The 14,549-nt window shown below is 45.0% G+C and carries 12 protein-coding genes; all 12 read left to right on the top strand.

What is annotated here, in order from left to right:
- Positions 1–108: 108 nt before the first annotated feature.
- The 12 genes from uvrB (at position 109) to EUBC25_RS01990 (ending at position 14,546) form a co-directional block, all read left to right on the top strand.
- Positions 109–2,100, top strand: a complete 1,992-nt coding sequence (gene uvrB / locus EUBC25_RS02045; protein ID WP_256194553.1) for an excinuclease ABC subunit UvrB — start codon at positions 109–111, stop codon at positions 2,098–2,100.
- Positions 2,101–2,113: 13 nt separating this feature from the next.
- A complete protein-coding gene (gene uvrA / locus EUBC25_RS02040) occupies positions 2,114–4,957 on the top strand; it encodes an excinuclease ABC subunit UvrA (RefSeq protein ID WP_230106595.1) in 2,844 nt (947 codons plus the stop codon).
- A 153-nt stretch (positions 4,958–5,110) separates the two neighbouring features.
- Positions 5,111–6,100: a rod shape-determining protein gene (mreB, locus tag EUBC25_RS02035; RefSeq protein ID WP_230106594.1), complete on the top strand. Its 990-nt coding sequence runs from the start codon at positions 5,111–5,113 to the stop codon at positions 6,098–6,100.
- Between the two features lie 129 nt (positions 6,101–6,229).
- Positions 6,230–8,446: an SF1B family DNA helicase RecD2 gene (gene recD2 / locus EUBC25_RS02030; RefSeq protein ID WP_230106593.1), complete on the top strand. Its 2,217-nt coding sequence runs from the start codon at positions 6,230–6,232 to the stop codon at positions 8,444–8,446.
- 6 nt (positions 8,447–8,452) lie between these two features.
- Complete coding sequence (locus EUBC25_RS02025) at positions 8,453–9,172, top strand: ComF family protein (protein ID WP_230106592.1); 720 nt, start codon at positions 8,453–8,455, stop codon at positions 9,170–9,172.
- Between the two features lie 60 nt (positions 9,173–9,232).
- On the top strand, positions 9,233–9,631 hold the full coding sequence (locus tag EUBC25_RS02020) for a hypothetical protein (protein WP_230106591.1): 399 nt from the start codon (positions 9,233–9,235) through the stop codon (positions 9,629–9,631).
- Complete coding sequence (locus EUBC25_RS02015; protein ID WP_230106590.1) at positions 9,631–10,773, top strand: G protein-coupled receptor family protein; 1,143 nt, start codon at positions 9,631–9,633, stop codon at positions 10,771–10,773. Before EUBC25_RS02020 ends, EUBC25_RS02015 begins: the two co-directional genes overlap by 1 nt.
- 41 nt (positions 10,774–10,814) lie before the next feature.
- Complete coding sequence (gene cdaA / locus EUBC25_RS02010) at positions 10,815–11,699, top strand: diadenylate cyclase CdaA (protein WP_230106589.1); 885 nt, start codon at positions 10,815–10,817, stop codon at positions 11,697–11,699.
- Complete coding sequence (locus EUBC25_RS02005; RefSeq protein ID WP_230106588.1) at positions 11,677–12,921, top strand: CdaR family protein; 1,245 nt, start codon at positions 11,677–11,679, stop codon at positions 12,919–12,921. Before cdaA ends, EUBC25_RS02005 begins: the two co-directional genes overlap by 23 nt.
- A gap of 17 nt (positions 12,922–12,938) precedes the next feature.
- Positions 12,939–13,202, top strand: coding sequence for an HPr family phosphocarrier protein (locus tag EUBC25_RS02000; RefSeq protein WP_230106587.1), 264 nt, complete (start codon positions 12,939–12,941; stop codon positions 13,200–13,202).
- Between the two features lie 3 nt (positions 13,203–13,205).
- Entirely contained in the window at positions 13,206–13,619 is a 414-nt protein-coding gene (locus tag EUBC25_RS01995; protein ID WP_230106586.1) for a GtrA family protein, read from the top strand.
- Positions 13,620–13,634: 15 nt separating this feature from the next.
- The gene (locus tag EUBC25_RS01990) at positions 13,635–14,546 is read left to right on the top strand and encodes a nucleotidyltransferase family protein (protein ID WP_230106585.1); all 912 of its coding nucleotides are present in this window, start codon (positions 13,635–13,637) and stop codon (positions 14,544–14,546) included.
- The last annotated feature ends 3 nt before the right edge of the window (positions 14,547–14,549 follow it).

Raw genomic sequence — 14,549 nt, 5'->3', positions numbered from 1 at the left:
ATAATGTGCGAAGAGACAGAGGGAGGATTTAAAGAGAGCTCTAATAAAAAAGGCTATTGGATGATAAATAGAATGGATTAATCATTAACAAAAAGAGGATATATTATCATGGATCATTTTGAATTAGTATCAGAATACAAACCTACCGGAGATCAGCCGCAGGCGATTGAGAAGCTGGTCAAAGGTTTTAAAGAAGGAAATCAATGTGAGACTCTTTTGGGAGTCACCGGCTCCGGTAAGACGTTTACAATGGCAAACGTCATCCAGCAATTGAATAAACCGACACTGATCATTGCTCACAACAAAACTCTGGCGGCACAGCTCTACGGTGAGTTCAAGGAATTTTTCCCGAACAACGCCGTAGAGTATTTCGTCTCCTACTATGATTACTACCAGCCGGAAGCCTACGTGCCTTCTTCAGACACTTATATCGCCAAGGACTCCTCCATCAACGAGGAGATCGACAAGCTGCGCCTTTCGGCAACGGCTTCCCTGGCGGAGAGAAGAGATGTGATCGTAGTGTCCAGCGTGTCCTGCATTTATGGTTTGGGTGAGCCGGAAAATTTTGAGAAGATGATGGTTTCTTTGCGTCCCGGCATGGAGAAGGACAGAGACGAAGTGCTCCGCCAGCTGATAGATATTCAATATGAAAGAAATGAGATAGATTTCAAGCGAGGAACCTTCCGGGTACGGGGGGATGTATTGGAGATCATTCCGGCCAATGAGGCGGAGACCGCTGTAAGAGTGGAGTTCTTCGGTGATGAAATTGACCGGATTACCCAGATTGATGTGCTGACAGGAGAGATAAAGGGCGAACTGGAACATGCTGCTATTTTCCCGGCGTCCCACTATGTAGTGCCTGCAGAACAGATCCGGCGGGCTGCTGATGCCATAGAAAAAGAGCTGGAAGAGCGGGTGCAGTATTTTAAATCAGAAGATAAGCTGCTGGAGGCACAAAGGATTGCAGAGAGGACCAATTTTGATATTGAAATGCTTAAGGAGACGGGATTTTGTTCCGGGATTGAAAACTATTCCAGGCATTTGTCGGGGCTTGCTCCGGGACAGCCTCCTTATACTTTGATGGATTTCTTTAAGGACGACTTCCTTATTATTATTGATGAGTCACATAAAACAATCCCGCAGATCGGGGCAATGTATCACGGAGATCAGTCCCGTAAGACAACCCTTGTGGATTATGGATTCCGTCTGCCTTCTGCCAAGGACAACAGACCTTTAAGCTTTTCAGAGTTTGAGGACCGGATCGACCAGATCATGTTTGTGTCGGCAACTCCGGGAACATATGAGGCGGAACATGAGCTGCTTCGGGCGGAACAGGTGATACGGCCAACAGGACTTCTGGATCCGGAGGTGGAAATTCGCCCGGTAGAGGGGCAGATCGATGATCTTGTGGCAGAAGTTAAGAAGGAAACAGAAAAGAAAAACAAGATTTTAATTACCACACTTACGAAACGCATGGCGGAAGATCTGACAGATTATATGAAAGAACTGGGAATCCGTGTCCGCTATCTGCACTCGGATATTGATACGCTGGAGCGGACGGAAATTGTGAGGGACATGCGTTTGGACGTATTTGACGTGCTGGTAGGAATCAACCTTTTAAGAGAAGGTCTTGACATCCCGGAGATTACTCTGGTGGCTATCCTCGATGCAGACAAGGAAGGGTTCCTGCGTTCAGAGACTTCTCTGATCCAGACCATAGGACGTGCCGCACGAAACGCGGAAGGACACGTGATCATGTATGCGGATACGGTGACAGACTCTATGAGACAGGCCATTGATGAGACTATGAGACGCCGTCAGATACAGATGGCTTATAATGAAGAGCACGGCATTACGCCGACAACAATCCAGAAATCAGTCCGCGATCTGATCAGTATTTCCAAGAAAGTAGCGGCAGAAGAAATGCGCATGGAGAAAGATCCGGAGTCCATGAGCCGGAAAGAGCTGGAGAAACTGATCGCTGATGTGACAAAACAGATGAGAAAAGCTGCGTCCGAACTTAATTTCGAGGCAGCGGCTGAACTTCGTGATAAGATGACAGAATTGAAAAAGCAGCTGGATGACATAGCTGAAGATTAAGAAGGAGCATAAAATGGCAGCAGAGAAAACAAACAGACAATACATTAAAATCAGAGGTGCCAATGAGCATAATCTGAAAAATATAGATCTGGACATTCCGCGAAATGAGCTGGTGGTTCTTACCGGACTGTCCGGCTCGGGAAAATCTTCCCTGGCTTTTGATACGATTTATGCGGAAGGTCAGAGAAGATATATGGAATCTCTTTCGTCCTATGCGAGACAGTTTTTAGGACAGATGGAAAAACCGGATGTGGAAAGTATTGAAGGGCTTTCTCCGGCCATATCTATCGATCAGAAATCGACAAACCGGAATCCAAGATCCACAGTGGGAACTGTGACAGAGATTTATGATTATTTCCGCCTTCTCTATGCAAGGATCGGGATTCCCCACTGTCCAAAGTGCGGGAGAGAGATCAAAAAGCAGACAGTGGATCAGATGGTGGATCAGATTATGGCTCTTCCGGAGCGTACAAAGATCCAGCTTCTGGCGCCGGTAGTGCGGGGGAGAAAAGGTACCCATGCTAAGCTTTTTGAGAGAGCGAAAAAGAGCGGGTATGTCCGTGTGAGAGTAGATGGAAATTTGTATGAACTTTCCGAGGAAATTTCACTGGATAAAAATATCAAACATAATATCGAAATTATTGTAGACCGCCTTGTGGTACGGCCCGGGATTGAAAAGCGTCTGACGGATTCTGTAGAAAATGTTCTTCACCTGGCTGAAGGACTTCTGGTAGTAGACGTTATTGGCGGAGAACCCATCAATTTCAGCCAGAGTTTTGCCTGCCCGGATTGTGGGATCAGTATTGATGAGATTGAACCCAGAAGCTTTTCGTTCAATAATCCTTTTGGCGCCTGCCCGGAATGTTATGGACTTGGGTACAAAATGGAATTTGATGAAGATCTTATGATACCGGATAAGAATTTAAGTATTGACGAAGGGGCTATTGTTGTACTTGGATGGCAGTCCTGTACCGACAAAGGAAGTTATACAAGAGCGATCCTGGAAGCTCTGGCAAAGGAATATGATTTTTCCCTTGCCACGCCTTTTAAGGATTATCCAAAGAAAATACATGACATTCTCATTTATGGTACAAACGGGAAGGAAGTAAAAGTTCATTACCGCGGACAGCGGGGAGAAGGAATTTATGATGTGGCATTTGAAGGTCTGATACGGAGCGTGGAACGGCGGTACCGGGAAACTTCTTCCGAGATTACAAAGGCTGAATATGAGACGTTTATGCGGATTACCCCCTGTCATGAGTGTAAAGGGCAGAGATTAAAAAAGGAATCGCTTGCAGTGACGGTGGGAAATAAAAACATTGCGGAGATCACAGCCTTTTCTGTGGAAAAGCTTCAGCATTTTCTGAAAGAACTGGAGCTGACTCATCAACAGCTGCTGATCGGCGGACAGATCCTGAAGGAAATTCAGGCCAGGATACAGTTTTTGATGGATGTGGGACTGGATTATCTGACGCTCTCCAGGGCGACAGGCTCGCTTTCCGGAGGAGAAGCGCAGCGGATCCGTCTTGCCACACAGATCGGTTCCGGTCTGGTAGGGGTAGCTTATATTTTGGATGAGCCCAGTATCGGTCTTCACCAAAGGGACAATGACAAGCTGCTTGCCACACTGAAGCATCTGCGGGATCTTGGAAATTCCGTTATTGTGGTAGAGCATGATGAGGATACCATGCTGGAAGCGGATCATATTGTAGATATCGGTCCGGGAGCCGGAGAGCACGGCGGAGAAGTGGTGGCACAGGGAACCGCAAAAGAAATTATGAGGAATAAAAATTCCATAACCGGTGCATATTTAAGTGGTAGGATGAAAATTCCGGTACCGGAAGAGCGGAAAACGCCCACCGGATGGCTGAAGGTGATCGGTGCGCAGGAAAATAATCTGAAGAATATCGACGTAGATATTCCGCTGGGAGTTATGACATGTGTTACCGGTGTGTCCGGATCCGGGAAAAGTTCGCTTGTAAATGAAATCCTGTATAAGCGTCTGGCAAAGGAGCTGAACCGTGCCAGAACCATTCCGGGAAAACACAAAGAAATCCAGGGAATAGATCAGCTTGATAAAGTGATCGCGATCGATCAGTCTCCCATCGGCCGTACGCCAAGATCCAATCCGGCTACCTATACAGGAGTTTTTGATCTGATCAGGGATCTTTTTGCGGCAACTCCGGATGCAAAAGCCAGAGGATACAAAAAAGGAAGATTCAGTTTTAACGTAAAGGGCGGACGGTGTGAAGCCTGCAGCGGCGACGGTATTTTGAAGATAGAGATGCATTTTCTTCCGGATGTCTATGTCCCCTGTGAGGTCTGCGGGGGAAAGCGCTATAACAGAGAGACGCTTGAGGTACGCTATAAGGGAAAAAATATTTATGATGTACTGAATATGACAGTGGAGGAGGCGCTGGAATTTTTTGAACATGTGCCGAGTATCCGACGGAAAATGGAAACACTGTATGATGTGGGACTTTCCTATATTCGGCTGGGACAGCCATCCACAACACTTTCCGGAGGAGAGGCACAGAGAATCAAGCTGGCGGCAGAGCTGAGCAAGCGGAGCACGGGAAAGACGATCTATATCTTGGATGAGCCAACGACAGGACTTCATTTTGCAGATGTGCATAAGCTGACAGAAATTTTGAGAAGGCTGGCTTCTGACGGAAATACGGTTCTGGTTATTGAGCATAATCTGGATGTTATTAAGACAGCGGATTATATTATCGATATCGGACCGGAAGGAGGAGACGGCGGGGGTACGGTCGTTGCATCCGGTACGCCGGAAGAAATAGCCCAAAATCCGGCGTCCTACACCGGCAAATATATTGATATGATGCTGAGAAAATAGGCGAAAAAAAACTCTTTCCATTTTGAGGAAATTTGATTATAATGGTAAATGCCCATAGAGGGTGTATATTATCCGTGAATGAGGGATAATCAAACAAAAGATGTATGAGGGACGAAATGACATAAATAACTCAAATGAAAGGGGAATTTGAAGATGTCAGTAGATATCGGAATTGATTTAGGGACAGCGAGCGTCCTCGTATATGTAAAAGGTAAGGGCGTTATTTTAAAGGAGCCATCTGTCGTTGCATTTGACAGAGATACAAATGCCATTAAGGCGATTGGAGAAGAAGCAAGACTTATGCTTGGGAGAACTCCGGGAAATATTGTGGCAGTTCGGCCGCTGCGGCAGGGAGTGATCTCGGATTATACAGTTACCGAAAAAATGATCAAATATTTTGTGCAGAAAGCCATGGGGCGCCGCACATTTAAGAAGCCGAGAATCAGTATCTGTGTGCCCAGCGGGGTGACAGAAGTAGAGAAGAAAGCGGTGGAAGAGGCAACCTATGCTGCAGGCGCAAGAGAAGTTCTGCTGATCGAGGAGCCGGTTGCAGCGGCCATCGGCGCCGGAATTGATATTTCCAAGCCATGCGGAAATATGATCGTTGATATCGGAGGCGGGACATCGGATATTGCTGTGATCTCTCTTGGAGGAACAGTAGTCAATACCTCCATAAAGATTGCAGGAGATGATTTTGACGAAGCAATTGTCCGCTATATGAGAAAGAAACATAATCTTCTGATCGGTGAGAGAACTGCAGAAGATATTAAGATCAAAATTGGTACAACCTATCCTCTGGTGGAGGAAGAGTCTATGGAGGTGAGAGGAAGGAACCTTGTTACCGGACTTCCAAAGACAGTGACCGTAACTTCATCAGAAACAGAGGAGGCGCTTCGCGAAACGACGAGCCAGATTGTAGAGGCTGTTATCAGTGTGCTTGAACGTACTCCTCCGGAACTGTCAGCTGATATTCTTGACAGGGGGATCGTTCTGACCGGCGGCGGAGCTATGCTGCGGGGGCTGGAAGAATTGATCGAAGAGCGTACCGGTATCAATACGATGACAGCGGAAGATCCGATGAAAGTAGTGGCTATCGGTACCGGACAGTTTGTGGAATTTTTAAGCGGGCGAAAAGAACTGTAAGAGATTTCAGAAAGATGAATTTCAGGAAAGCGATCCTGAAAAGAGAGTTAAATTGCCGGCGGAAGGCATTTCCGGCGGCTTTTTTTCCATTTGGTGCAATCCTGGCGAAAGGAAGATGAAAGAGGATATATGGAGGAGATAAAAGGATACGTGGAGCACATTGTCTTCCGGAATGAGGATAATGGATATACGGTATTCAATTTGAATAATGAGGACGGAGATCTGACATGTGTGGGAACATTTCCTTACATCGGAGAAGGAGAGCTTCTGAAGCTGACAGGAGAATATGTGCTGCATTCCCTGTACGGCATGCAGCTGCAGGTAAAAACTTCGGAAGTCTGCGAAATGGAGGATCTCATTTCCATTGAGCGTTATCTGGGATCCGGAGCCATCAAAGGGCTGGGTGCAGCTCTGGCGGGAAGGATCGTGAGAAAATTTAAGGAAGATACCTTTCGCATTATTGAAGAAGAGCCGGAAAGGCTGGCAGAGGTAAAAGGGATCAGTGAGAGAAAAGCAAGAGAAATTGCACAGCAGGTAGAGGAAAAGAAGGACATGAGACAGGCGATGATCTATCTGCAGAAATATGGAATTTCCACTTCTCTTGCGGCAAAGATCTATCAATATTACGGGAATCGCATTTACCGGGTTATGGAGGAAAATCCTTATCAGATGGCAGATGATATTTCCGGCGTGGGATTTAAAACGGCGGATGAGATCGCACGGAAAATAGGTATCCATACAGATTCGGATTACCGGATACGGAGCGGTATTTTTTATACACTTCTTCAGAGCGTGGCAGAGGGACATGTTTATTTGCCGGAGCAGGTGCTTCTAAGACGCGCAGGGGATCTTCTGGAAGTAGAGATTCAGCATATTGAGAAATACCTTATGGATCTGGCAATGGAGAGAAAGATTGTGCTGAAGGAAGGGGAAAATGATAGAAGAGTATACCCGTCTAATTACTATTACATGGAACTGAATACGGCAAAGATGCTCCATGATCTGAATATCAGCAGCGACATTTCAGAGGCGGCGGTACTCCGTCGCCTGCAGGCGATTGAAAAAAATATGGACATGCCGCTGGATGAACGCCAGAGGACTGCCGTGGTGGAGGCAGTGAGAAGGGGAGTGTTCATTCTGACCGGCGGACCCGGAACAGGAAAGACCACTACCATCAATGCTATGATCCGCTATTTTGAAAGTGAAGGGCTGGATATCTGTCTGGCAGCGCCCACGGGGCGGGCGGCCAAGAGAATGACTGAAACAACAGGATGCGAAGCCCAGACGATCCATCGCCTGCTGGAAGTAGCAGGAGCGCCGGAAGAGGATGGTCCTTCCGGCGGTTTTCAGAGAAATGAGGAAAATCCTTTGGAGGCGGACGTCATTATTATCGATGAAATGTCCATGGTGGATCTCCCTTTGATGCATGCCCTTCTGCGTGCTGTAAGTGTGGGTACAAGGCTTGTTCTTGTGGGAGACGCGAACCAGCTGCCCTCTGTGGGGCCTGGAAGTGTGCTGAAAGATATGCTGGCTTCCCATTGCTTTTCTGTAGTTATGCTGACAAAGATCTTCCGTCAGGCGCAGGAGAGCGATATTGTAGTAAATGCTCATAAGATCAACCGGGGCGAAGCCGTCATCCTGGACAATAAAAGCAGAGATTTCTTCTTTTTGAAACGTCAGGATGCCAATACTATCATCAGTGTACTTCTGACTCTGATCCAGAAGAAGCTGCCTGGGTATGTACAGGCGGAGCCTTATGACATACAGGTATTGACGCCTATGAGAAAGGGACTCCTTGGGGTGGAGCGTTTAAATCATATTCTTCAGGAATATCTCAATCCTCCGGCACCGTCCAAAGCGGAGAAAGAGTATGGAGAAAAAAAGTTTCGTACCGGCGATAAGGTGATGCAGATTAAAAACAACTATCAGCTGGAGTGGGAAATTACAACAAGATATGGTATGACGATAGATAAAGGTGTGGGAATATTTAACGGCGATATGGGAATTGTAAAAGAGATTAATTCCTATGAAGAGACTATGTCCGTAGAGTATGACGAACATCGTGTTGTTACATACCCTTTTGAAATGCTGGATGAGCTGGAGCTGGCTTATGCCATCACGATCCATAAATCCCAGGGAAGCGAGTATCCGGCAGTAGTGATGCCCCTTTTGTCAGGGCCGCGGCAGCTCTATAACAGGAATCTTCTGTATACGGCAGTGACAAGGGCGAAAAAATGTGTGACGATTGTGGGAAGTGAGACTGTATTTCAGGATATGATACAGAATATCAGTGAGCAGAACAGAAATACAAGTCTTTCAGAGCGGATCCGTGAATTTTGCCAGTAAACAAAAATGAAGAAAATGTTAAAAAAGGCGGGGGAGAAGATACTGGATCTTCTCTATCCCCACACTTGTCCCTTTTGCGGCGAGGTGACAGAAAGAAGAATTTGCAGGACCTGTGCCAGAGAGGTGTGGTATATCCGGGAACCGCGCTGTAAAAAATGTGGGAAGCCTGTAAGGAGTGAGAGCAGCGAATACTGTTTTGACTGTCTCCATACCCGGCATTTTTATGAGAGAGGTCTTTCGCTTTGGAAACATGAAAAACAGGTAAGAACTTCCATCTACCGATTTAAATATCAGAATAGAAGGATATACAGTCAGTTTTACGCAGAAGAACTGGCAAAAAAATTCGGGAAATATGTAGTTGGATGGCGGATTTCTCTTATTATTCCCATTCCATTGAGCAGAAAGAGGAAAAAGCAAAGGGGATTTAATCAGGCCGACCTCCTGGCGGAAGGGCTTTCACAGCTGCTTGGGATAATGGCGGATACGGTTCATCTGCAGCGGACGGTTGATACGATTCCGCAGAAAGAACTTGGGAATCGGGAGCGGCGGGAAAATTTGAAAAATGCTTTTTGGTGGACCGGAAAGGAGCTTTCCGGAAGGAATGTGCTTCTGGTGGATGATATTTACACTACCGGAAATACGATAGACAGCGCCGCCAGAAGCCTGAAAAAGGCCGGAGCTGAAAAAGTCTACTTTTTAACTATAAGTATTGGACAAGGATACTGAGATTTGATATACTGAGAATAATGAGTAAATCTGTGACTATGGTTCTCTTTGAGGTGAAATATGTTAGATAAACGAAAAGTCAGACTGATGACAAAACTTGCGCTGTATGAACAAAAGGAAGGCAGAGAAGATATGAAGATCAGCGCATATTATAAAAAGGACTACATAAGTATGAAAACGGTTGCAACAATTTTGTGGACAACAGTGGGATATGGATGCGTTATTCTATTGATTGGTCTGGCAGCAATGAACAGTTTGCTGGAAAATCTGACGTTGACTACAATGTTGGTGCTTGCGGCAGTAGCTGTTGTGGCTTATGTGGCGGCTCTTATTGTGACAATTCTTGTGACAAGAAAGATTGCAGGCGGAAAACACCGGGATGCCCGGATGCGTATGAAAAGGTATAACCACGGACTGATCCGCTTATTGAAGATATATGAAAAGGAGAACAAAGAATAATGGACAATTTATATGTGTTGCGAGGAGAGATACAGCAGTTTTATGCTAAAAATTCCAAATATATCAATAAAGCGCTTCAGTTTATTGTTGCTTTGCTGACGTTCTATATGATCAATCATAATATGGGATTTATGAAATTGCTCTCTAATCCTCTGATTACATTAGGAGTTTCTGTGATCTGTGCATTTTTGCCAATGATCGTGACTGTTCTTGCAGCGGCGGTGTTGATTCTGGTACAGATGACGGCAGTGTCAGTGGGAATCATGGCTGTTACAGCAGTTATCTTTTTGATCATGTTCATTTTTTATCTTCGGTTCAGTCCCAAGACGGCTTTGGTGGTGCTTCTGACGCCGCTGGCATTTATGCTGAAAATTCCTTATGTGATCCCGATAGCCTTTGGCCTTGTAGGGACTCCGGTATATGCAGTTCCGATCATATTCGGAACAATTGTATTTTATATGATCGATTACCTGAAGGAAGCGGCCTCTTCTCTGAAAGGAGAAGGAGCAGCAGGAATGATCTCACAGGTAACTTCCTATGCACAGCAGGTATTTCAAAATAAAGAAATGATCGTGTCTGTGTTTGCTTTTATTATTGTTTTGCTGCTTGTGTATACCGTGCGCCGGATGGCGATTAATTATGCCTGGAAAACTGCTGTGGCAGCCGGTGCTGTTGCCGGTATTGCGATTGTATTTGCGGGAAGCATGATGTTGGGTGTAAAAGTGTCATATCTGGAATTGATTCTCGGAAATATTGCAGCTGTTATTGTAGGGCTTGTTTTGGAATTTCTGTTCTTTTCTGTGGATTATTCCAGATGTGAGAGTGTACAGTATGAAGACGATGAATATTATTACTACGTCAAGGCGGTTCCTAAGATTGTGGTAAGTGCGCCGGAAAAAACAGTTAAGCGCATTAATAAGAGGGGAGAAAGCCAGGAAACAGAAATTATCGATACGGAAGAAATCCGGAAAAAGAATGCCCGGGAACAAAGCGTCCGGGAACCAGGAGAGGCGGTTCCTGAGAAAAGGAAACGTGCGCCTAAGAAAAAGAGCAGTAAGATTGAGGGGAATACAGAACATCTTCTGCTAACGAAGGTTCTCCGGGAGGAGCTGAATCTGGATAATGATGATAACGAAAAATAGAGATCTGATTCCGCCAGATTAAAAAGATAGGGGGTGAAAGAATGGAAGCAAGGATCACACAGTTTTTTGACAGATACATAAAAGGCTCTTATTTTCCGGAAATGCATATTACAGATATTATTGAAATTATTATTATTGCGTTTCTTGTTTATCAGCTGATGATCTGGATCAAAAACACGAAAGCTTGGATGCTGCTGAAGGGAATTGTGGTTCTTGGTGTATTCATTCTTTTGGCGTTTGTCTTTCAGATGCATACGATATTATGGCTGGCGAAAAATTCACTTACTGTTCTTGCAACAGTCATCATAGTAGTGTTTCAGCCGGAGCTGCGCCGCGCGTTGGAAAAATTGGGAGAGAGAAAATTTATTGCGGCAGTTGTACCTTTTGAAAGCGCAAAGGATAAGGGCAGGTTCAGTGAGGCGACAATTGATGGAATTGTGGAAGCTTCCTATATTATGGGGCGGGCTAAGACAGGTGCCCTGATTGTTGTGGAGCAGGCGATCAAACTGACGGAGTATGAAAGTACCGGGATTCGAATGGACTGTATTGTATCAAGCCAGGTCCTTGTCAATATTTTTGAACACAACACTCCGCTTCATGACGGTGCTATTATTATAAGAAATGATCGAATTGTTTCAGCAACGTGCTATCTGCCTTTATCGGATAATATGGGACTTAGTAAGGATCTCGGAACAAGGCACCGGGCTGCAGTCGGCATGAGTGAAGTGAGTGATGCGCTGATCATTGTTGTGTCAGAAGAGACAGGATATGTTTCCGTAGCCCAGGGAGGAAGACTGGACAGAAATATTTCGAAGGAAAAACTTCGGGAGTATCTTGAAGATATACAGAATAAAAAAAGCGAGTCACGCAGTGTACTGGCAAAATGGAAAGGAAGGCTGAGTCATGAAAAAAAGTCTGATGAATAATCTTGGCCTGAAGCTGCTTGCCTTTCTGTTTGCACTGCTGCTATGGTTGATTGTAGTGAATATCGACAATCCGATCACCGATGCGACATTCGATGGCATACCGGTTACTGTGGAACATCCGGAAATTATCACGCAGGATCAAAAGTCGTATCAGATCATTGAAAATACAGATAAGATCAGTGTGACGGTATATGCAAAGCGCTCGGAGCTGGAAAAAATAAAAGCAGAAGATATCGTTGCAACAGCTGATATGAAGGAACTGTATCTGGAGTCACAAGTACCGATCCAGATTGAGATTCCGGGATTTGATATTGACAGTGCTTCTGCAAATCCGAGAAATCTTCAGGTAAAGATAGAAAATAATAAGAGTAATACCTTCCCTATCAGCGTTACTACAACAGGAACAGTCAGAGACGGTTATGTTCTCGGCGGCGTGCAGGCTGATCCTGAGAGAATTAATGTAAATGGTCCGGAATCTGTTATAGACAGTATAAGCCGTGTTGTGGCAGAGGTGGATATTACAGGATTGTCTCATGATACAACACTGGATGCATCTGTTGTCTATTATGATTCGGACAACAGTGAGATCAATCCGGAGCAGATCGGCAATAATCTGGGTACGACAGGCGTAAAAGTTCATGTAACATTGTATCAGACGGCAAGTATACCGGTAGAGGTGGATACTTCAGGCATTACTGCCGCATCAGGTTACTCTGTGGCCGATGTGACATGGACTCCGGAAGAAATACAAATTGCAGGGGAGCAGAGCGTATTGGAGGGAATAGAAAAAATTTCCATTCCTGCTGATGCTGTGGAGGCACAGGATATTTCACAGAGAACGGAACGGACGATAGATATTACCTCTTATCTTCCGGAAGGAACAAGACTTGTAGACGAGTCGGGAAATAATGTCCTTGTAACTATACGCGTAGAAAAAGACGGAACGAAAAGCTTTGATCTTCCGGTAGGCTCTATTACTGTGAATAATCTGGATGAGAACCTGACCCTGAATTACGGAGAGGGAGAAGATCTGGAAATCCATGTCAGGGGTCCGCAGGAAGTGCTGGATGGTCTTGATATATCAGAAATAAAAGCAAGTATTGATTTGAAAGATTATAAGAAAGCCGGAGAATATGAGCTGGGAGTTGATATTCCCCTTCCGGACGGATGTTCTCTGGAAAGCCAGATAAAGATTAAGATTACGCTGGAAGAAAAGGAATAATTCGGAGGTTTGGCACTATGGTAAGTAAAAAAGTGACAGTCAATAATCCTACAGGCCTTCACTTAAGGCCTGCGGGAATCTTCTGCAACGTTGCAGTGAAATTTGACTGTAAGATTTCATTTCAGCATGATACGACAACAGCAAATGCTAAAAGTGTGCTGAGTGTTCTTGGGGCATGCATTAAAAAGGGTGATGAAATTGAATTGATCTGCGAGGGACCGGATGAAGAGGAGGCTCTCGCAGCAATGGTACAGGCTGTGGAAGACGGCCTTGGAGAATAAAAAATGAATAAGATAAAAAAATGGCTGGATATTCGTTTCCTGAAATTCATGGTTGTAGGTGTGGTCAATACAGTTGTCGGAACAGCGGTTATGTTTGTTATGTACAATGTGTTTCACCAGAGTTATTGGATTTCTTCGGCATCAAATTATGTTGTGGGAAGTATACTCAGCTATTTTTTGAATAAGTATTTTACATTTGAAAGTAAAAAGAAATCTTTGAGCCAGGTTTTGAAATTTGTACTGAATATCTCTCTCTGTTACCTGGTTGCATATGGCATTGCAAAACCTGCAGTTACATGGATGCTGCAGGGACAGCAGGGAGCTCTTCGGGACAATCTTGCAATGGTTGTCGGAATGGTGCTTTTTACGCTTTTGAACTATATCGGGCAAAGAGCGTATGTATTTAAGACAAATTAAAAGGAGCAAAAGAAAATGGGGAAAGCGACATTAGTGATTATGGCTGCCGGTATCGGCAGCAGATTCGGGGGAGGGATCAAGCAGCTGGAGCCTGTAGGTCCAAATGGAGAGATCATTATGGATTATTCCATATATGATGCAATGGAAGCTGGTTTTGATAAGGTTGTATTTGTCATCAGAAAAGATCTGGAAAAGGATTTTAAAGAAGTGATCGGCAACCGGATAGAAAAAAAGGTCAGCGTGAATTATGCATATCAGGAGATCGGCAATATTCCGGAAAGATTCAGCGGAAAATTTCCGGACCGGACAAAGCCGTGGGGTACCGGGCAGGCGATCCTGTGCTGTAAAGATGTTGTAAATGAACCATTTCTTGTCATCAATGCAGATGACTATTATGGAAAAGAAGCATACCAGGAAGCTTACAGATATCTGACAGATCAGAAAGAACGGGAAGGCCTTCACGCCTGCATGGTGGGATTTGTATTGAAAAATACGCTGAGTGAAAACGGGGGTGTTACACGGGGGATCTGCAGAGTAGACAACAATCGGATGCTTGCAGATATTGAAGAAACCCACAATATTGTTAAGACGTCTGACGGCGCTGAAGTACGGGGAGAAGGCAGCCCAAGAAAGATTGATGTAGAGTCAGAAGTTTCTATGAACATGTGGGGACTGACGCCGGATTTTCTTGATGTACTGGAAACTGGATTTGATGCCTTTCTGGATGAGCTGGAAGAAAATGAGCAGAAAAAAGAGTATTTGCTGCCAACGATTATCGGTGGACTGCTGAAAGAAGGAAAGATTCAGGTTGAAGTGCTGCAGTCAACGGACCGCTGGTTCGGAGTGACTTATAAGGAAGATAAGGAAGATGTGACAAGAGAGATCAGAAAGCTGATCGAGTCAGGTGCTTATTATAAGACCTGCTGATCA

The organism is Claveliimonas bilis, from assembly GCF_020892095.1.
Classification (GTDB): Bacteria; Bacillota; Clostridia; order Lachnospirales; family Lachnospiraceae; genus Claveliimonas; species Claveliimonas bilis.
This window is presented reverse-complemented; position numbering and strand designations above follow the sequence as displayed.